Raw genomic sequence first — 20,941 nt, 5'->3', positions numbered from 1 at the left:
TTTGTGCGACCCTTTCATGACGAGCAGTTTCTGCCAGGTTATTTCTCTGCTTCGTCCTCATTCCAAACCTCTTTTGCAAGATTAAAGACTGCCCAGCCTTTTGGCCAGCCTGCATAGAATGCTACGTGAGTGATGATTGCTGCGATCTCTTTCTGTGTTACCCCATGATCCTTTGCATTCTGTAAATGGAATTTCAAAGAGGAATCTGTGATTCCCTGTGCCATCAGTGCTACGACTGTGATAATGCTTCTTGTCTTTAAATCAATATCTTCATTGTTCCAGTTCTCTCCGAACAGAACATCATCGTTGAAATGTGCAAACTCCGGTGCAAATGTTCCCAGAGCATTTCTTCCTGCTGTCTGTGTAATCTTTGTCATGACATCAAACCTCCGTCTTTTTATTTATGGTAATTTGTTGTACTCTTCTTCTGGTAAGAACTCCAGCCACTCATTGGAAGCTCCTTCTGCCGGAACCTCAACTGCCAGATGCTGGAACCAGCTGTCTTTCGCTGCTCCATGCCAGTGTTTTACTTCCGGTGGAATGTTTACCACATCTCCAGCTTTCAGTTCACGAGCCGGTTTTCCTTCTTCCTGATACCATCCTCTTCCACCAGTAACCATAAGGATCTGGCCACCCTTGTGATGGACGTGGTATGCATTGATTGTTTTTGGAGCGAAAGTAACCAGACCAACAGGTACTCGCTCTGTTGTAAGCATATTCAGATAACATTCACCTGTAAAATACTTTGCAAATGCTACATTTTCCTCACCGATTGGAAATACGTTGCCACCGCCTAAGTCTTTTTTCATCTGTTCGATATCCATGAAAATCTCCTCCTTGCGTTTTTATTTTATGGTACAACCTGAAGCAAGCTTTAGGTCAATAGGTTTTGCAACTTTTTACATAAAGTTCACATTTTTCCTGTGACAGTTTGCATTTCAGATTCACTTTATTTCTTATCGTTTTTTATCATACACCCATATTGCTTTCTATGTCCAATACCCATTATTATGGGTTGCTTAATGCCTTTTAAGCATAATCTGTTTCTATATCACAATGCAAAACAGATCTGCTGTATTCTGGCAGACCTACTTTGCATTATGATATAGCTTAAATCTGTTTGATAAGATTCAACTCTTTCTTGGATAGTGCTTTTTTTAACTTCTGGTTTTCCTTTATTAGATTCTCATTTTCGCTTTTCAGTTTCTGTAGCTGTTGCCGGAGCAGATTCATTTCCGCTTCCATCGCCTGACTGATAATGTTTCTCCTTGGATCCACCATACCAGCCTGCTGTTCCATTGCTGCATCAATCTCACCTCTTACAATCGGATTCTTGTAAAAGAATCCTCTAGATAAACCAGTCTTTTGCATCAGTGCTGGTACGGACACCTTTTCTCTCTCCAACACCATTGTCCGTATTGTCAGGACTGCCCGTTCCACTTTTTCTTCGCTCTTTCTTTTATTCAATTCCAGCATCTTGTCGTATTTGCTCATATTCTTCTCCCCATCCGTCCAGACTTGCCAGTATAATCTGTGACATAAAATTTCTAACTTCTCTTGTTTCATCTGCCATCCGCTGATTGCTCATTTTTCGGTAATATTGGACACTTCGTACTCCCTTATGTCCCAGGAGCTTCGCTATCGTCCAGTCATCCACATGGAGTTCCGTTAATTTTACCCCATAGCAGTGCCGGAACATATGCGTTCCAAATCCGAATAAGTTTCCGCTGTCATCCCGGATATCTTTTTCATAGATCATTCGAAGCACTTTATCCTGCAAGGTTTGGTAACTGATTGGTCTCTCCGGTTTGTTCTCGTCCGCAAAGATATAAATGCTTTCAGGATAATGCTCATTTGCATAACTGACTGCCTTTCCAATCAGCTGTGCCAGCTCCCGGCTGATCGGTTTTTCATATCTTCTTGTTTTCGGCTGGTATATGATAATCATATCCTGACGGTCATGTTTATAAAGGCAGTCTTTCCGCAAGGTCAGCGTGTCGGAAATTCTGGTTCCAAGCATCTGGTGGATGATCATTGCCCTTGCTATCTGCTCTTCCATTTTTACAATCTGGGCATTCAGTCTTTTCAGCTCACTGTCCGAATAAGATTTGAATTCTGCTTTCCGTTCTGGCGGAAAATCAGATTTTAAAAACAGTTTTGTAAGATGTGGAAAATCATAAATTTTTCCGATTGTTTCCAGCACATTTCGAAGCTTTAGCAGGTCATCCCGGATGCCATTCCCTCCGTTTGATTCTACCTTGATGTTGATTAAAAATTGTTCTATGATCTCCCGGTCAATCTCTTCGCAGGTGGTGATCTTGGAATGCTTTTCATCCAAATACTTTGAAAATTTATTCATTGCGGACAGTTCACGTTTTATACTGCCAAGGGCTTCGGTTTTCAGATGATGGTAAATTGCTTTTTTTACTTCTTCCCGAATATCTGGTTGCCGGATTCCTCTGAAATTTAGTGTCTTATGGTTGACAATCGGATTTGTCCGCAGGATAAGCGGAAGCCTTTCCAGATGCCAGATATCCTTTGCCAGCTCATTGGTTTCTGATCGGTCCAGTGTAAATTCCAGAAGGCTTTCAAAATACCGAATCAGGGCAGCTTTTTCCACCGATTCAGTCTGAATGTTCGTCACTTTATGCTTCGTCAAAGCCCTACCGTTTTGTATCATCCACATTTTCAACTGCTTTATCCAGAAGTCTTTTTCTCTGTCAAGCAGGCTGTTTTCCTGATGGGATGACTTCTGAAAAAATTCACATAAGCTGTTAAAATAATGCCTTTCCCTTTTTATGGTCAGGATGGATACCTGCGTTCCACGGTAGTAAATGTATTCGACAAATTCTGTCTGAAGCTGGTTTCCCGGCAGTTTATCCAGATCAAAATATTGTTCCTTATTCAGCTTTTCCTTTTGCTCATCGGTAGCCAGCTTATAACATTCCAGTTGTTGGAATTTCAGTTTATTATCCATGCTTCTCTCCTTTCTGCATACAGGCAAGCAGGCTGTTTTCCTCTTCCTCAAAGTATGCGTCATTTTCTTTAGCAATTTTTCTTGGCATATAATCTATATACTGCATGGTCATTTCCTCAAACGTATGTCCCAGATAGTCCCGGATGCTTTGGATTGATACGCCATGCTCATAAAAATTGGTTGCTACGGTATGTCGGTAATCATGAGACTTAAAAATATATTCTCCATTCTGTATGCCTATCTGGGAGCAGTATTTTTTCATCTGCCCCATGAAGGTGCTTTTGGAAAATGCTCCACCTTTCCGATTCCGAAAAATGTATGCTTCTTTTTCGGTAGGGTGCTTTTTCAGATAAACCTGCATCAGACGATACAATGTTACCGGAATGGGAACCCTTTTATAATTTTTCATTTTCACCTGGTAGACCTTCATCCAGCAGTCACCATTCTGGATATAATACGCATCCCCTTTTAAGGTGCAGACCTCACTGATCCGGAGTCCCACACACCAGAGATGTAAAAACATCATTCTCAGGTGTTCAGGAAACTGTGAGAGGTTTTGGATAATTTCCATATACACATCCTCTTCCACACTTCTGTCATGGTGGACTGGGATCTGTTTTTCCAAGTAATACGATGCATAAAACGGAACCTTTTTTATATACCCCTTTACTTCCAGAAATTTCATAAAAAACTGTATTCCCGAAACATTGGTATTAAATGTCTTTGCTCCCATAGCACCATTCTGCAAATTCTTTAAATATACATCAATCAGGCTGGCATCACACTTGGTAACTTCCAGTTCGCTGATCTCCTGCAAAAAATTTCGAATGGTTCGGAATCTTTCGTACACCGTACTGAGCGCCAGTTCTCCGATTCCAATTTCGTACTTCATATATTCCTGAAGCAGCAATCGATTCTTGGGCTGTAGAACTTCCTGAAATGATATTTTTTCTATACTGTCACTCTGGTTTATTCTTTCTTTGGCAATACGAAACCGCTCTAAATACCAGATGGTAGCATCCCATCTTGTTTCATCAGTTTCTATAAAAATCACTTTACGGGCAGTTTCCACAATGCTCTTCAGTCGTTTTCGCCGTTGCTCTTTCTCGACTTTCTGCTTCAGGTAGTCCTGAAATGCTGTTTCCTGTTCCAGCTCCAGAAGCTGGATATCTGTAATCTGCTCCCGGATGCAAAATTCGTAAAAAAGCTGTAGCCCGGTCAGTTTATATTCCCTCAGTCTGGAAATTTCATAATTCTCCAGAATATATTCCAGCACGGTAAAAATCTGACGTTTCAGTTTCTCACTGGCTGCCGCTTTAAAATTCCAGACCATGTTGCTCCGACACCGTACCGTTTCCACACTCTTTACGATTACAGGATCTGAGTGGTATGGAACAAAAAGTATTTCATTTTTATATTTCCATTCACATTCCCTCTGTCCAGCCGGAGTTTTCATCCGTTCCCGGATGTACGCCTGCCGTATCCGGTCGAACGTTCCGGTATATCGGTAAATGTAATTTCGCTTTATCAGCGGTGTTATGTATAATTCAAATTTCATTCGCAGTTCATAATCTATTTCCGAAAGATGTTCTACCATCTCATCTGCCAGAAACAGCAGAATCTGTTCTGTAATGGAACTTCCTGCTTCCTCTTTTGCAAACTCCCGGATTTCTTTTCGTAGCTGCTCAATCCGCCTGCTCCGTTCTTGTTCTGCCTCTATAAAAGACTGTAAAAACGCAGGCATAAAAACCACCTCCTATAGCAATTCCTCAATCCCATACAGGGAGGAGTGTTTCTCGTAGAATTCCTGGCTGGCATCCAGCAGTTCATCATCCACAATGTCCAGATAATTGATGGTTGTCTGGATGTGGCGGTGTCCATAGGCCAGCTGTATCAGTTCCAGCGACCATCCTGCTTTTCTCCGCTCATTTCCAAAGTAATGCCGGAGCATATGAGGCGTGATCTTAATCCCTGTTTTCTTATCCATTCTTTTTAGCATGGAGTATACTGCTTCCACGTTCATTGGTTTTCCGATATTATCCCCGGAAATATTCACAAACAGGCTTGTCTGGTGCTGAAGTAGTTTTCGGTACTCTGCGATATACAGATTTAAAAAGCCGAAGGTATCTTTGCTGATCTTCGCACTTCGGTATTCTGCATTCTTTGCTCTCGCTCCATTTTCATTGTCCTCACGGAAATATACCCGGATTATGTGGTTCTGATAATCAATGTCCTTACTGTAATCAATTCCTAATATCTCACCGATTCGGTAGCCTGTCTCTGCCAGAAGCAGCATGAGAAGCCGATCTCTTATATTGGTACACGCTTTCAAGATTTCCACAATTTCATCTTTCTTTGCTGCTCTCGCCTTATGCTCTTCCTCTTTTAAATAGCCTTTGAAACTCTTTGATCGTATGCTTTTCTTTACGCCTACTGTATCCACGGCTACAAAATAATTATAGGACAGGACTTTCAGCTCCCCGAACTGCTGGTACTCTTCTTCTATAAAAAGATAGAACCTGAACACATCTCTTAAGTATGCGTTGCAGGTTCCATTGTTTGGAGATCTGTGATTTTTATCTCTGGTATGCTTCCCGGCTTTCAGCCAGTATAAAAATTCCACAAAGTGATTTGTCTGTTCAACATAAGGCATTTGATATACGTCTGTCAATTCCTTTTTCTTTTCATGGATGTATTCCAGATAGTACAGGATTGCAAGTGCGGAGCGCCGCACCGTATTCGGTGAACATTTACTCCGTATCTTGTGCATCAGATATTTGGTTGGAAGCAGGACGATATCCAGTGTTTCCACATCTCTGATAAAGAAATAAACGGTGGAACCCTCTCTTTCTTTTTCCAGTTCATATCGTCTCATTCCTGCTCACTTCCTTTCCTCTAACGCTATACACAGTATACCCAACTCATGCCGATAAAGCTATCACAAATACCACCAATTCGGTCAAAACCGCTCCTGAAATACCACTAAACTTTTTGTCTTATTTTCTGTCCAGATCTGGGCAGAACCAACAACACCACGGATGTTATCAGCTGTAGTAACGCTCCACTTTCCGGCTTCGGATAAAGTCCTCTACTTCATCGATTTTTTCTGCCATCTGGCACTTTGGCAGGGCGTCCAGAACATCTCCCCGGTACTTTCCTTTCTTTGCCGCTCGGTGGTCTAAAATGGACACTACACAGGTGTCCTGCTCCGTCCGGATCGCCCGTCCGAATCCCTGGCGCAGTTTCTTCTGCATATCTGGAACAACAACATTTTGAATGTAGGATTCCAGTGATCGGTATTGTTCCCTTTGTGCTTCATGGATGGGGTCCGGTACAGCAAACGGCAATTTTACAATGATCAGGGACGATACCATATCCCCCGGAAAATCCACACCTTCCCAACAGGAGCCGGCTGCAAACAGAACGGCATTTTCCATCTTCTTAAACCGTGCGATTTCTTCCTGTGAGTTTCTCCATACCTGCACCATCGGGAACGGGATCTGATCCCGCAGGAGCTGCTGCACATTTCCCATCAGGGTATAAGATGTAAACAGTACCAGTGTATGCCCGTAAGTGGAACACACCAGATCACGGATCTGGCCTGCAAGTTGCTCGGCCTCTTCCCGGCTTCCCTTGAGCGTCGCTTTTAAATTCTCAGGAATATAAAGCAGACAGTTCTCTCTGTAACAAAATGGGGATTCTGCTACACACTCCCGGACTCTGCTTTTCTTTTCCAGCCCGGTCATCTGTCTGGTCCTTACAAACCCATTTCCGGCTTTTAAAGTTCCACTGGTGAGAATCGAGGGAAATCCCCTGTCCCATAAGGAATCATGGAGAAACCTTGGAATCTCTCTGCTAACAGCCATAAACACAGGATCTCCCCTGCCGTCTGGCTGAAGAAATAAAACGTATCTGGTATCCTTCTTCAGAAACCAGCCGAACAGCTCTTCCATCTCTTCCAGCCGCCGGAAGATCCAGTAAGGGACATTTCCAGCAAGTCTTTTAAGCATAAGACTGAGATTCCCCCTTACCTGCTCCAGAGAAGATCGGCACTTTGCCGGAAAATAGAAATTTTCTTTTCCAGCTATGTCATCTCCCATCCCGGCCTGATCCTTACGGATTTCCATTGAAAGTGTATTAAACCAATCCTGTAGTCTCTTACCTTCCGAACTTTTATGCTCCCTGTTTAAGAAATACGAGATTTCCTGCACATCCTCTCTTCCAATACTTCTCCCATCCATCTGGCTGGCAGCTTCTGGGAGCTTATGTGCTTCATCTACTACCAATGCTCTGTAATCTGCCAGCAGAGGCCGGTATTCATTCATCCGGTGCATGGCGTCTGCCAGAAGATAATTGTGATTGCATATCTGTATAAAAACTTCCTCTTTTTTGGAAACATCCAAATATTTCTGATAACGGCATCCTGCTTTCCCCGGACACTCCCTGGGGCAGAATTTCGGTACGCACACCAGCCTGCGGTCAAAACCGCTCAGGTTATGTACGGAATCTAAATCAAAGTTATGCCGGAGGGACTTCAATGCCTCCATCTGTGCCTGATTTTTATTCTTATCCCGGACTGCCTCCAGTCTTTGGGCCAGCCTGTAATCGCACACAAAATGTTCCTTTCCCTTGCGGACAACTGCCTTTAATTCTCCCTGAAGCAGATCTGCTTTTAACAGTACATCCGATAAAAAAGGAACATATTCCTCTATGATAGCTTTCTGTAAGGCAATGCTGGAAGTGGATACCACCACAGGCCGCCTGTCACATCCCGAATAACCGGAATGCAGTACACTATATTTCCGCATCAGGATGCAGGCAGTCAGATAGGCATAGGTTTTTCCAATGCCCACTCCTGCATCACAGAGCGTGATCTCATTTTTCATAAGGGCATCCAGCATTTCATGGCAGAGACGGATCTGTTCTTCTCTTACGTGAAGCCCGGCTTCCGGTAGAAGTTCCCGAAAGATTCTTTCCACTTCGCCATGCGCCCTTTTTTGATATTCATTTTTATAACACATTACTTCTCCTTGCCGGGAAGCTTATCTTACCGTACCCTTACGGACGGATCTGACTGCTTCCGGTGCTTTTGCTCCCTGCTCCTGCATTTTCTTTATGGCAGCATTCCCTCTTGCCATCATCCTTCGGATATCCGTCCGGGAAACATTCCATGTCCTTACTTTCTGAGGAGCTTTCCTTACCTGCTCGGACAAATGGCATTCACAGAGTTTCGGATATACCACCATTGCTTCCGGTAATTCCAGCGGATACTCGATCATGGGATGGTACACAATATCCCGGATCACCTGCTCATAACATTCCATCTGCATTCTTGCCGTACTGTCCTGATAGATATTTTTCCCTTTCATGGCACTGTAGACCTGCGATGAGATGTATCCCAACGCTTCAAAACTACAGTACCCATACGGAGTCACGCCGGAAAGGGAATCCGGATCTTTTAAGGCATTCAGATAAACTTCTTTTCCCTGGGCGATCAGCCACATCCGAAAATCGGAAAAACTGTCATCACTGCACCCTGCTTCCATCATAATACCTGCCGCTGTCCATAAGCCGTACTTATAAGCCGCATCCCGGTAACTGTAAACAAGATTGTGGAATTGGAGGACATCCTCCGGTGTCATATAGAAGAGCTGCTGCTTGATCCACACTGCCGAAGCATCCAGATCGGTGCCGCACACTTCCTTTGCTTTTTCAATCAGATTCCAGAATTGATCCTTGCTCATTCCACTTCTTTTTGTTTCTTCCATCTGTTCTCTCCCCTTGATGTGACGTTAATACCACAAGAATACGGCTGTAGTCTCCCACAGCCGCATGGTATCTGATATCAACGACACACTTCTTCATTGATTTCTTTTTTATCTTGCTGTTCCGCATTTGACCTCGCACCCCCGGAACTATCCCTGTATTTCTTCTGGGAAAGGGGACACTACAGGCGGGCGGCTGGCCTGCCGCCGCTCACAGATGTCCTGGGGGTCTTTCTGATTACAACCCGGAGTACATCTTCCGCTCTCTGGCTGGTAACGTGTATCATTATCCCCCGTCCGTGATCCTGGCGAAAGGCTGCCACCGCCTTATTCACAGCTATGCTTTCTCGCTCCAAGTCTAAGAATCTTTACCCTATACTTAATCATGGCGCTCATACTGTCACGCTTCTACGGTTGGGAACGTACCTGTAGTGCCGATATTCACTTGCCAAAGAACAGCCGAGGGATGTCCCTCTGCTTACTAGCCGATGGCAGTGTATTTTTTTATTCACTTCACAAAAAAATTTTTTATCGTGATTCCCCGGATCTGTTTTTCTTTTTTCCTTTTGCCGGATTCTTCTGCTGTGCATCTTTCTTCTGCTTTTCTTTCTGCTCTTTGGCTTCTTCCAGCGGCATCTTCATCACATGAAGTTCCCCGTTAAACAGGGTAAAAACTTCCGGTGACTGATATTTTTCTTTAAACTTTTCAATCTGCTCCGGTGTCAGCGAAGTAAAATCGTCTTCTGTCAGTCCTACTACAAGGAATGTTCCGGCAATGGCATCATAGACCTGTCCTCGATCATCGTACAATGCCCGATTTAACGGCAGCCCCTCAAATTTTCCATTGCCGTTTAAAAGAATTCCAACCTCATCCTCAAACGGATAGGTCATCTCAATGTCACCACCTACCGCCTGCTGCAGATCCTCCAGTTCATTGGGGATGATCTTGACATAAGGTGCTTTCATCGACTCGACTACCAGCACCGTCATCATTTCTTCCTGCATTTCGGACACTTCTTTCTCATTCATCGTATCAATCCTCCTGTCTGTTCGTTCTGATAATCAGCCGATGAGAGCCTTTTGTTTTATTCAAATTTCATGGACTTTTTGATTTTCTCCCGTAACCTCCGCAGTCTTGTATAAACAGTCTGCTCCGGCAGTTCCATGTGATGGCTGATCTCCTTTGGTGCATATCCCATCATCTTCAGAACAACCATCTGAAGAGTTTTCTTGTCAGTCGATAACAGGATCTGGAGTAGTTCTTCATTCTCCACGGTATCGAGCAGGGCTTCCACACTCTCTGGCTGAGACTCTCCTGATTCTTTTTCTTCCAGAAGCAGTTCCATACAGTCCAGAAGTGAGGTCTGATGTTCCCGGAATCTCCTCTCTGCATTAAAATCGTCCCAGTCATACTCCCGTAGCTTCTGGATCGTCTCTTCATCCACGCCCTGCTCGCGCAGGATCTTCTCTTCCTCTGCTTTCCACTGGTTCCATCTATATTCTTCTTTTGCTTTGTTATAAGCCACTTGTCTTTTCCTCCGATCTGAATTTTTACGAAATCAAATCGGAGTGTGGCGGTGATCGACAGCGATATACTCTAAAAGCATCATCATAAAAACGGCTATCAAAAACGCCAAATTTCCGCAATGGAAAACTGGCATTCCAAAAACAGCCATTATTATACTGAATTACATAGAACGATAATGCCGATGCAATATTATACTTGCCCGAACGAAGAACAATAATTTTTTTAACTGATGCAGATCATGTGAGCTTTGAAAAAGTAAACGGGGCACGATAAATTAACCTCCAATCGGCTACCGTGTCCCTGGAAGTCGTCATTGGTTTGTGTAAAAACAAAGAAACGGCGGCTCTGATTTCTCAAAACCGCCGTTATGGTAATAACTTAAAATGAGTGTGCAAAATTACCTGCCCCAACCAACGGTTTTTTCTTTCCCCTTAATCGGGGCAGATTCATGCGCTATGTAATTATTCTTTCGTGACTGATTCTTTCAGCTGTTCATAGGTTTCTGTGCTAATATCATATTCGATCCGACAGACATCTTATTTCCCATCAAGCTAATATTTTTTGCTCTGCGTTCCACATAGCAGCATATTTTTCGCCTTTCGCAAGCAATTCCTCATGGGTTCCAGATTCAGCAATCCTGCCATCACCCATTACAAGGATTTGATCTGCATTTTTGACAATGGAAAGGGTATGAGCAATCATTACCACTGTCTTTTTTTCTTTTAGCAGATTGGCGATGGCCTGCTTTACGGCAAGCTCATTTTCAATGTCAAGAGATGCTGTTGCTTCATCCAAAAGCAGGATGGGGCTATTTTTCAGGATGGCGCGGGCTATTGAAATTCGCTGACGCTCACCGCCAGAGAGAAGATTTCCATTCTCGCCAGTCGGCGTATCGTATCCCTTTTCCATCTTACGGATGAAGCTGTCACAGTTAGCCTCCCGGCAGGCAGTCTCGATTTCCGTGTCCGTAGCATTAGGACGAGCGTGTCGGATATTATCCCGGATGGTATCGTCAAAAAGAAATATGTTCTGGTCTACCATAGAAACTTGCTCCAGTACACGCTCTGCGGCAACATGGTTAATGGGTTTACCGCCAATAGAAATCGTCCCGCCCGTTGCTTCATAATATTTTGCAATCAGGTTAAAAATAGTAGATTTGCCGGAGCCAGAGTCTCCGACAATGGCCGTGAGCTTTTGATCTGGCACCGTAAAGGTGGCGTGTTTTAGTACCGGTTCACCGGGAACATATGCAAAATCTACATTGTCAAATGTGATTTCATGGGTAGCTGTGTGAAGCGGCTCCATGCTGCCAGTTTCCTCCGGCTCATTCATTACACTCAAGATTTTGTTTTTCGAGATCATCAGGTTCTTATAACTGGTAAGGTCTACAAAAATCGAGTTAGCCAGCTTTGCACAGAACAGGGGCAGCATACAAATCAAAAGGTAGTCCACCGTGTTCAGTGTCCCTGCGACCCAGGGTGCATAGGCCAGCAAGATAACCAGCGGGCAGGACAGCCAACTCAAAATACCAAAGACCGCACCAATAGGAAGCACTTTTGATTCGTACACAAAGCTGATCCGGGAAAACTCCCGCATGGCGTTGATAACAGTTTTGTTCTTCATACCGCCTACACCATAAGCTCGGAAAGTCTGAATACCAGAAACATACTCAACAATGCTGCTGACGTTCTCCGCACAAATATCGTTCTTTTCTTTTCCATATTTCCGTACCATGCGGAAAGAAAGCCATAGGCCGGGGATTAAAAGAAGATCGGCTATCAGCAGGATAATTCCTGCCGGAACATAGAGCGTCATAACAAAGACAATCAACATCAATGACAGGGCAAAATTCTTTGCGAAATCTCCGACTTTATGGGTCAGGATTTTTTCGTAGTTGTTTACGTCGCTTGTAATGGTGTTGATATAATCGCCGGTCTGCCCCTGCGAAAATCGAGACAGTGGGATGCGCTTCAAATGGTTGCCCATAAAAAGCCGAATATTTTTGCTGACCGCTGCACCGCCAATCTGCGCTTTGGTATAGCCATAGCTGTAAATCAGGATACGAAGAAGAAAAACCACCGCGATCACACAGGTCAGAACCAGGACACGGTTCATGTCAAATTGTCCCGACCACAAAAACTGCATGACAGAGTAAAGCAGCATAAACAGGCTGCCGGAGAGAAGCCCTTCCAGAACAGTCCCGCCAACGCCAATATAAAAATTACGGTTCTTTTTCAATACATCATGCTCACTCATGCTGCTCGCCTCCCTCCAACTGATAAGTAATATTCCGGGCTGTTTCGTAGTCCTCCCACGCCTTCCGATAGTAAGCATTGTTCTTTCGGACTTCCTCATGGGTTCCGACATAGGTAATTGTGTGATTTTCAACCACTGCTACACGCTCGCACATCTTCAACGCGCTCAAACGATGGGCTACCACAATGACAGTCTTTCCCTTACAGAGATTTTGAATGGCTTTGTCAATCTCCATCTGATTTTCCGGGTCAGAGGCGCTTGTGGCCTCGTCTAAGATCAAAATGGGGGCATTCTTCAGGATAGCGCGGGCAATGGCAATCCGCTGTTTTTCACCGCCGGAGAAGCGAGAGCCGAAGCTGCCCACCTTCGTGTCATATCCATCCGGCAAAGACATGATGAAATCATCAATCTGCGCCTCTTTTGCGGCGGTCCGTACTTTTTCCAGAGTGGCGTTACTGCCCATGCGGATATTTTCTAAAACGCTGTCACGGGTCAGGAAGGTCTTTTGGAACACAATGGCGACATTTTTTAGGATATTATCATAATTGAGTTCCTTTACATTTTTCCCGCCAATCAGCACTTCGCCCTCCTGCACATCATAGAACCGAGAGATCAGCTCAATCACGGTACTTTTACCGGCACCAGACTGTCCCACAAGGGCCATGCGTTCACCATCTTTAATTTTGAGATTAACGCCTTGCAGTACATCGGTCTTGCCATCATAGGAAAACCGAACATTCCGAAGTTCAATATCGTGATTTTGGGGAAAGTCCGCTCCACCCTCATAAATTGGAATATCCAGTATCTCTTTGGTCTTAGTAACAGCGTTCAGCACATTGGCAAAATTAGTCCCCAGTTCCTGTAGGGGGCGTATTTCCGTCAAATACATGGAACCTACATAGACGAACAGCAAAAATGCGCTGGCAGCCAGTGAGCCTTTCAGGAAAAACATTCCGCCGATTGGAACCATCATCAACATCCCACATTCGATGATAACAACAAAGGCCGCATAAGGTGGCCCCATGCGCCGGGAAGTTTCATTCCACATGGCGTTTTCTTCCTGGATAGCGTCTGAAAACTTTTGAAACGATTTGCTCCCCATGTTATAGGCTTTAATCAATTTCATGCCGCTGATGTACTCAATCATAACCGAGTTCAGTGTGGTAATGGAGTGATTGGCCCGTTCCATCAGGTCATCCGTATTGCGGAACATCATCCCCATTACAACAACAGCAAGGATTAGCGGAACCAGGGAAATCAATGCCAGAGGAATATTGACGGTCATCAGATAAATAAAGATGACTACCGGCCCCACCAGATAGCACACAAGGTCAGGAAGGTTATGGGCCAGAAACAGCTCCAACTTTTCAATATCTTCATTCAGAACCGTTTTTATGTCCCCGGTGCGCCGTTCATTCAAGGCCCCTAAAGGCGCTCTGGCCATGTGTTCTGCAACCATGCAGCGCACTTTGAAAAGAGCGCCATAGGCCCCTTTGTGGGCTGCTACGCCGGAACAGCCAAACAGGACAAACCGCAAAGTTACCGCCACTGCAATCATTACCACGGTATGTACAACAAGTTCCTGCGTGCAGGTATGATTGAAGGTGGCGTCCATCAGCCGGTAAATTCCAATGTAAGGGACGATAATGCAAAGGCCGCTGACCGCCGATAGAAAAATTGCCAGGAACAGCCAGATTTTTTGCTCACCGGCCCAGTGGAGCAGCAAAGCTACTCTGTTTTCTTTTTTCTGTTTCATAGATCACCTCTCCTTTCCATCTGAAACAGAGAACAGCTCTCTCAATTTCGGGAGGGCATCCATTGTAACTGGTACATCATCGGGCATTTCGCCTTCGTCAAAATGCAGGACACGGGAGCAGGTACGGCAGACAAATTCAAAATCGTGGGTGACAATGAAAATAACCTTTCCCATATTGGACAACCGGCGGATCAGTCCCGCCACCTGCGTCATACTGTCAAAATCAAGGCCGCTGGTCGGTTCATCGAATACCAGCAGATCTTTCCCACAAATCATGCTAACAGCTACAGCTACTCGTTGCTTTTGACCGCCAGAAAGCGTGTTTGGATGGCGCTCCCGATATTGGGTAAGACCTAATTCCTCCAAAGTTGCATTTACCAGTGTTTGATCTGGATTGCGTATACCAAAGGAGCACTCTGCCTCCACGCTGTCAGCGAAAAGTTCATAATTCACATCCTGCATAACCATGTAAGAGCGTTTCAGCCTTTCCTTACGCTCAATCGGCTCGCTTTCCCACAAAAATTGTCCATCGCAGTCTTTGTGAAGCCCACAGAGAGCGCGGGAAAATGTAGTCTTTCCAGCTCCGTTGTGGCCGACAACACCAATCACTTCGCCCTTTCCGGCGGATAGCTCAATGTCATGCAAAATTGTTTGCTTCTTGTAACGGAGCGTCACATTCCGCAGCTCCAATACAGGGGTAGGCGCAGGCAAGTGGGCTTTTTGCGGGAATACCGCCTGTAGATCAACAGCTCGCAGCCCCATGTGTTCACGATCAGGTTCAGATAGCTGCCAAAATTCTTCCGGGGTGTATATTCCTTTAATTTCTCCTTTTTCCAGATAAACAATTCGGTCAGCCAACTCCATCAGGTAGTACAGACGATGTTCCGCTATCAAAACTGTTTTGCCCTGTTTTTTTATCAGCCGCAAATGTTTCTTTAGTTCCTGGATCGAAGTCATATCCAGATTAGAGGATGGTTCATCCAATAGATAAATATGTGGGTTCATGGCATAAACAGAAGCAAAGGCGATTTTCTGCTTTTCTCCGCCGGACAACTCAAAAATATTTCTGTTTCGCAGCTTTTGAATATGCAAATCTTCAGTTGTCTGCTCTACTCGCTCAGCCAATTTCTCAGGAGGGCGAGCTTCATTTTCAATTCCAAAGGCAATCTCACTGTCTGTATCAACATTGAAAAACTGCGTCCGTGGATTTTGGAAAACGGAGCCAACCTTAGCGGCAATCTGATACATGGGGATATTGCTGATTTCCTGACCATCTACCAGCACACGGCCATGAAGCTCCCCCTGATAAAACTGAGGGATCAGTCCATTCACCAGCCTTGTAATCGTTGTTTTTCCGCACCCGCTGCGGCCACAGAACAGGACGAATTCTCCGTCCGAAATTTTCAAATTGATGTCGCGCAGCCCACCATGTTCCTGCCCCGTATAGGAAAACGATACATTTTCAAACTCAATCAACCGATCACACCTCCTCGCACACATAATTCAAAAATCAGATAAGCTACGGCAACGGCCATGACGCCCCAATCGGAAATTCCGCATTTTATCTGGACAAGACAGGTGCGTGGATTGGGATTTTCAATTCCACGAGTGACAGAAGCAACAGAAAGATCATCCGCCGCTTTTGAAGCTGCCATCAATAAAGGCACATAAATACACTCAACCGTCATGCCCGGATGTGTTAAAAAGCCCGCCAGAGATGGTGAAACATCTCTCATTCGCATAGCGTCTGTGATATAGCGCCAGTCCTCTTGAATAGTTGGAATGTACCGTAGCATAACTGCCATAGGAATTACTAACTTTTTGGGTGCGTGGACACGGTTCATAGCAGACAGGAACTCATTGACTTTTGTAGTAGTCAGAACAATCCCGGCCAAGGTTCCGCACGCATATACCTTATGAAACAATCCTAAAAAGGCAATAAACATTGTCCGCAGCGTGCCTGTCATTTCTGCCATGATCCAAACTGTCAGGGCACAGATGACCGCATAAAAGCATACAGCCTTAATGACATATTTCCACTTTCCAAAGAAAGCCCCCAATACCGCAATCAGCATAACAAGGACAAATTGATATGCAAGTGAAGGAGCAAACATGGACGATAAAACACACATAAGAATAAGAAAGAGCTTGGCCCGTGGGTCGAGCCAAAGCCCTTTCTTGTGGCGGTTACCGCTCATGCTGTAATACCTGCTTTTTCAAACTGCTTTTTCAGCATTTTGCAGCCTACAAAGGCGCTGATCGCAGATGTAATGATAGCAGCGGCAAACATGGCAATCAGAATGCCGGTGTTAGCGGTTGCCTGCATGGTGTCGATGTAGCTCTGTTCGGTTCCATTACCCAGCATTGTCTGCGCCCAGCCGTTGGGGTCAGCAAAGAAAACGATATACGATCCAGTACCGCCGAGGGAAAACAGGACGTAAGACAGACTGTTGAGTTTCTTGCTTTTGTATTGCCCTGCACCCGCAACAAAGTCAGCGACAATCGCCATAATCAGATAGCCCAGCGCAAAGGCCCAGTGCATACCGGTCACGAACCAAATAATACCCATGATAACGCCCATTATAGAAAGACTCCAACGCTTATGTACTTTTGCAATCAGCAAAAGATAAATGGGGCCAGCAAGCAGCCCACCTCCTGCCGGCATGAAAAAAGTAAGTACAGGATTCGTTGCAAAAAAGACGCCGCCCACCAATACAAAAACAAATAATAGTGCAGTAAAAATACCTGTTGTTACAAGGTCTTTCACTGTCAGACCTTTGTTCATAGAATTTACTTGATTACTCATTTTGACCTCCTACCTTTCATTGTCTTGACTTGACAAATGGTTTGTGATATTCTCAAGTTAGATAGCTCTAACCATCATCTAATACAATACTCATTTATCGAACAACATTCAATAGGCTCCGGCGATGTTCGTCCGTTCCTTTCAAAAGTTCGTCTAATCGTTGCAAAAAGGAGGCGGCCTGTTTTCATGTCTGAAATTATTGACCAGTTTTATACACCGTTACTGATAGAACACGGTTTTATCCGTGACCCAGACAACCAGCAATATGGGGCATTAGGTGACTGCTGGAAACTTTCTCCCGAAGTTGGAGAAGGCACCTACTGGACTTATGGACAGAAAGACTTATATGATATTAAAATCCATAACTTTTCCTTCCACGAAGATTTCATGTTGGAATGCTCCATGCCGGAATGTCTGAGTATCACTCGGTATGACTCTATTTCCGGGGAGGAATTATCTCCATACCGTAGACTGTCTGCCGGTTGTATCAAAACATTTATTGGAGGCTACGCTCCATACAAGGCTTTGATACATAAAAATATTCCAATCCGTTCGGTTGGGATTGAGATTGCACCGGCATATTATGAGGACTACCTGAAAAAACTGTACCCGGAGGCACAGATCAATCCTGTGGATGCATTTCGGAAGATCGACCAAACATCCGACTTTCCAGAAATGTCACGGTTACTCACAGAAATCAAAGACTATCGCGGGGAAGGGATTGCAGCAAAACTTTTTTATGAGGGTAAAGTCGCAGAAGCTGTTTCAATGGTGGTGGAATATCAGAAGAAACATCCTGATAAACCAGCCCATAAGCTCTCTCAACAGGATATTGAAAATCTCCAAATAGTTGCCGCTTATCTTAGCGATCACTATGCTTTTGATATTCCTCTGGAACGGCTAACACAGATTGCCTGCATGGGAACAACAAAGCTCAAAAGCTGTTTTAAGAAATACTACGACTGCACCATCACGGAATATGTTCAACAGCGGCGCATGAGCCAAGCAGAATATCTGCTGGCATATACAGAGCTGACAGTCGGGCAAGTTGCCCAAACAGTAGGCTATTCCACTTCAAGCCGATTTGCAGAATTATTCCGAAAAAGCACGGGATTGTTGCCATTAGAGTACAGAAAAAACGCACAGCGAAAGTAAAATGAGCGCCAGAGGGAACTCTGGCGCTCGTAATTTTTTTCAGCCATATCCTCGCCACATTTGATTAGGTGTAAAACATCTACGGAATGCGCCATCAAATATCTCCCTGCACTTTGCGTTTGTCACTAAGATAGTGTAACTTCATCTGAACAGAAGTTTTTCATTCACATAATCAGCATAATCATACCTCTTAGCAAGCACAATAAGGTTATTCCTTTGTACAAACCGGAACGATACAATATTCTTGAGGTGAACGATTATGCCGATTGATGATTTAACTGCTTTAGGGCAGAAAATGCGGGAAGCCCGAAAGAATAAAGAACTGACACAACAAGAACTTTCTGATCTGAGCCATGTTTCTGTAAAGCAAATCGCCAATATCGAAAAAGGGAAAATGAATCCTTCCTATTTGATTTTGAGAGCATTGGCAAAGGTCCTACACATCTCTTTAGATACGCTTATAAATCCAGATATTTCTCTGGAGGATGAGGGTGTCAATCAGATGAAAATACTTTATTCCAGCTGTCCGCCAGAAATGCGTGACACCCTGTTGCATCACACCCAGGAAACGGTGAAAGAACTTACAGAGTTGTCCGAGAAATTTGAAACAAATTGAGCCAGTGAGTGAAATTTAACGATTCTCTCACTGGTTCTTTTCATTTCATATAAAATTAAAATTTCAATCAAATAAAAAAATCAACTTACACATATTAAATTTCTCTTCATAGGTTATAACTTATATTTTAATTTTCAAAGTATGCCGTATCCCATGATCGTTCCGTTATTGATATCATAGCTTCTCTTATTCACGGCATCACTGGAGTTTCCTTCTACCGTGTATACGGTACTGCCCTCGGTTTTCTCTACGATTCCTACATGGTCTGAGGTTCCATCTCCGTTCCAGTCAAAAAAGATTAGGGTTCCAGGTGCTGGCGAATATCCTCTGCTCTTCCATTTTCCCTTGCCCTGAAACCACGCGATCCCATCATCGCATAGGGAGAACTTCGGCATCTTGCCGCTCTCGATCAGTCCTGCCTGATCCCCACACCAGCTGGCAAAGCAGGCACACCACGCCACATGGCTGTCAAATCCATACCATGACCAGAACTTCTGGCCTCCTTCATTTCCAAGCTGGGTAAGTGCCACGGATACGATCTGGCCGTTGCCTCCAAACAGGCCGGCAAACAATCCGCCGCTGGAATAATACCTCAGGACGTGAGGGACGTATTCTGGATCGCCATAGGCACTCCAGCCATGCGAAGCAGCCTGATCATTGGAAAACTGCAGAGCATTTTCTGCACTGTAGCCCCCGTAGTTTCGGAGCGCCCACGTTATGTATCCGTTGCCGTAGTTATACCCTTGCAGGGACAGCTTCAGCTTATCCATGTCCTGGGGGCTGGTGCATCCGGCTTCCTTCAGGCAGTCCGCATAATACTGGATTCCTACATGTATGGAATAGTCGGCATCCTGGATGGCATTCGGGCTGTTGGAATACCGGGTGTTGTATGGGCACTCACTGCTCTGCATGGGATCGGTCCCCCGGCCGCCAGATTCCTGCATCATGATCGCCTGTATCACGGAGACATATTCGGGGATTCCGTACTGGTTGGCATATTTCTGTATGGTTGCCGTATAGGAAAGGACTTCCTGGCTGAGTGCTTCGCTGCTCTCCGAGCTTCCAGAAAATGCCGCACCGCCAACGATTCCAACCATGATGACCAAGAGAAGAACGATAACTGCTCCGGCGGCTCCCAGTGCAGCCATCATGGACTGCACGGTTTTCGCTGCCGCTTCCACGGCGGCCTTGGCTGCCTTGAAGCTATTCTGCCCTGCCCTTGCCGTTTTCTGCATCCGGCGGACGCTGTTGGAAGTCTGCATGGCAGCTTTCTTTGCCGCCTGCTTCGCTGCCCTTCGTTCCATCTGCTTCTGCATCCGGACCGTCAGGGCGTTGGAACTGGTCGCACGGAGCTTCTGCTCTGGCTGGACGCTGATCTTCGCAGACTGGGGAGCCGTCTTGATGGTACGCTTCTGTATGGTTTTCGGCTCCGGCTGTTTCCTTGGTTTTTCCTTGATCCGAATGGTTTCCGGCTGTTTCTGACGGATGGCGGTCTGCCTTACTGTATCTTTTGCTTCCTTCTTCCGACTCTGTTCTCGGATGGAGAGTTGCTTCATTTCTGCTATCTCCTGTCCGTTCTGGATTCTTGGTGTCTCCCTGGCAGCCCGGATCTTCTGCTCTTTCGTTTTGACGGCATCTGAAACCGCCTTTTGCCGCTGGGCTTTCTGAATCTGTACTTCCCGGCTCTTCTGCTCGGGTGTTTCCCGGCTAGCAGGATCGGCGGTCTGTGTGTCCCCTGTTCCTCTGGCGGTTTCTTTCTCCACTTCTTTTTCTGCTTCTTTTTTGCCAGCGGCTCTCTGTTTGATCTTCTCGTAGGAAGTCTGTGCGGCTGTCTTTCCGGCTCTGGTTACAGTTCTGCCTGTCTTTCTTGCAGCCCATTCCTCTGCGGATGTGACTTTCCCACTGGCATATTCGGATGGGGACTGTTCTCCCATGTCATTGTCCCTGGCATTTGCGATGGTCTGGGATTTTTCCTTGCTCTCCAGTATGGCCGTCCGCATCAGCTCCTTGGGGATTCTGGAGGCAGGATTTTTGGTCTTTGGTTTTGTTGTAACTTCTTTGGTTTTGATATCCTTCATCTCT

Annotated in this window: 17 protein-coding genes and 1 pseudogene; 2 read left to right on the top strand and 16 right to left on the bottom strand. The window is 45.1% G+C overall.

Going from position 1 to position 20,941, the window contains the following annotated elements:
* Window positions 1–50: 50 nt before the first annotated feature.
* The 15 genes and pseudogenes from KGF34_RS02615 to KGF34_RS02545 form a co-directional block, all read right to left on the bottom strand.
* A pseudogene (locus KGF34_RS02615) lies at window positions 51–377 on the bottom strand (carboxymuconolactone decarboxylase family protein); the annotation flags it as partial.
* 24 nt (window positions 378–401) lie between these two features.
* Complete coding sequence (locus tag KGF34_RS02610; RefSeq protein WP_015535738.1) at window positions 402–824, bottom strand: cupin domain-containing protein; 423 nt, start codon at window positions 822–824, stop codon at window positions 402–404.
* 286 nt (window positions 825–1,110) lie between these two features.
* Window positions 1,111–1,494, bottom strand: coding sequence for a DUF6262 family protein (locus KGF34_RS02605; protein ID WP_015533403.1), 384 nt, complete (start codon window positions 1,492–1,494; stop codon window positions 1,111–1,113).
* Window positions 1,460–2,977: a tyrosine-type recombinase/integrase gene (locus KGF34_RS02600; protein WP_252559712.1), complete on the bottom strand. Its 1,518-nt coding sequence runs from the start codon at window positions 2,975–2,977 to the stop codon at window positions 1,460–1,462. The genes KGF34_RS02605 and KGF34_RS02600 overlap by 35 nt, the downstream gene beginning before the upstream one ends.
* The gene (locus KGF34_RS02595; RefSeq protein ID WP_006428320.1) at window positions 2,970–4,721 is read right to left on the bottom strand and encodes a tyrosine-type recombinase/integrase; all 1,752 of its coding nucleotides are present in this window, start codon (window positions 4,719–4,721) and stop codon (window positions 2,970–2,972) included. The genes KGF34_RS02600 and KGF34_RS02595 overlap by 8 nt, the downstream gene beginning before the upstream one ends.
* A gap of 12 nt (window positions 4,722–4,733) precedes the next feature.
* The gene (locus KGF34_RS02590) at window positions 4,734–5,852 is read right to left on the bottom strand and encodes a tyrosine-type recombinase/integrase (RefSeq protein ID WP_252559711.1); all 1,119 of its coding nucleotides are present in this window, start codon (window positions 5,850–5,852) and stop codon (window positions 4,734–4,736) included.
* Window positions 5,853–6,021: 169 nt separating this feature from the next.
* Window positions 6,022–7,998 (bottom strand): ATP-dependent DNA helicase, encoded by a 1,977-nt coding sequence (locus KGF34_RS02585; protein ID WP_055147730.1) that lies wholly within the window; start codon window positions 7,996–7,998, stop codon window positions 6,022–6,024.
* Between the two features lie 21 nt (window positions 7,999–8,019).
* On the bottom strand, window positions 8,020–8,745 hold the full coding sequence (locus tag KGF34_RS02580) for a DUF4240 domain-containing protein (RefSeq protein ID WP_147567601.1): 726 nt from the start codon (window positions 8,743–8,745) through the stop codon (window positions 8,020–8,022).
* Between the two features lie 525 nt (window positions 8,746–9,270).
* Window positions 9,271–9,771: a DUF3846 domain-containing protein gene (locus KGF34_RS02575; protein WP_252559710.1), complete on the bottom strand. Its 501-nt coding sequence runs from the start codon at window positions 9,769–9,771 to the stop codon at window positions 9,271–9,273.
* Between the two features lie 56 nt (window positions 9,772–9,827).
* Window positions 9,828–10,268 carry an ECF-type sigma factor gene (locus tag KGF34_RS02570; RefSeq protein ID WP_252559709.1) on the bottom strand — a complete coding sequence of 147 codons (441 nt, stop codon included), beginning with the start codon at window positions 10,266–10,268 and terminating at the stop codon, window positions 9,828–9,830.
* 548 nt (window positions 10,269–10,816) lie between these two features.
* Window positions 10,817–12,526, bottom strand: a complete 1,710-nt coding sequence (locus tag KGF34_RS02565) for an ABC transporter ATP-binding protein (protein ID WP_015513388.1) — start codon at window positions 12,524–12,526, stop codon at window positions 10,817–10,819.
* Window positions 12,519–14,282: an ABC transporter ATP-binding protein gene (locus KGF34_RS02560; RefSeq protein ID WP_015513387.1), complete on the bottom strand. Its 1,764-nt coding sequence runs from the start codon at window positions 14,280–14,282 to the stop codon at window positions 12,519–12,521. Before KGF34_RS02560 ends, KGF34_RS02565 begins: the two co-directional genes overlap by 8 nt.
* A gap of 3 nt (window positions 14,283–14,285) precedes the next feature.
* The gene (locus KGF34_RS02555) at window positions 14,286–15,758 is read right to left on the bottom strand and encodes an energy-coupling factor ABC transporter ATP-binding protein (RefSeq protein ID WP_252559708.1); all 1,473 of its coding nucleotides are present in this window, start codon (window positions 15,756–15,758) and stop codon (window positions 14,286–14,288) included.
* A complete protein-coding gene (locus KGF34_RS02550) occupies window positions 15,755–16,480 on the bottom strand; it encodes an energy-coupling factor transporter transmembrane component T (protein WP_015513386.1) in 726 nt (241 codons plus the stop codon). Before KGF34_RS02550 ends, KGF34_RS02555 begins: the two co-directional genes overlap by 4 nt.
* Complete coding sequence (locus KGF34_RS02545; protein WP_015513385.1) at window positions 16,477–17,088, bottom strand: MptD family putative ECF transporter S component; 612 nt, start codon at window positions 17,086–17,088, stop codon at window positions 16,477–16,479. Before KGF34_RS02545 ends, KGF34_RS02550 begins: the two co-directional genes overlap by 4 nt.
* 186 nt (window positions 17,089–17,274) lie before the next feature.
* Between KGF34_RS02545 and KGF34_RS02540 the strand changes: the two genes are divergently transcribed.
* Window positions 17,275–18,243 (top strand): AraC family transcriptional regulator, encoded by a 969-nt coding sequence (locus KGF34_RS02540; RefSeq protein WP_015513384.1) that lies wholly within the window; start codon window positions 17,275–17,277, stop codon window positions 18,241–18,243.
* 259 nt (window positions 18,244–18,502) lie between these two features.
* Entirely contained in the window at window positions 18,503–18,859 is a 357-nt protein-coding gene (locus KGF34_RS02535; RefSeq protein ID WP_252559707.1) for a helix-turn-helix transcriptional regulator, read from the top strand.
* Window positions 18,860–18,993: 134 nt separating this feature from the next.
* On the opposite strand, the gene KGF34_RS02530 is transcribed toward KGF34_RS02535, so the two are convergent.
* Entirely contained in the window at window positions 18,994–20,937 is a 1,944-nt protein-coding gene (locus tag KGF34_RS02530) for a lysozyme family protein (RefSeq protein WP_252559706.1), read from the bottom strand.
* Window positions 20,938–20,941 lie beyond the last annotated feature (4 nt).

It is taken from the genome of Ruminococcus sp. FMBCY1 (genome assembly GCF_023921805.1).
GTDB classification, from domain to species: Bacteria; Bacillota; Clostridia; order Oscillospirales; family Acutalibacteraceae; genus Ruminococcoides; species Ruminococcoides intestinale_A.
This window is presented reverse-complemented; position numbering and strand designations above follow the sequence as displayed.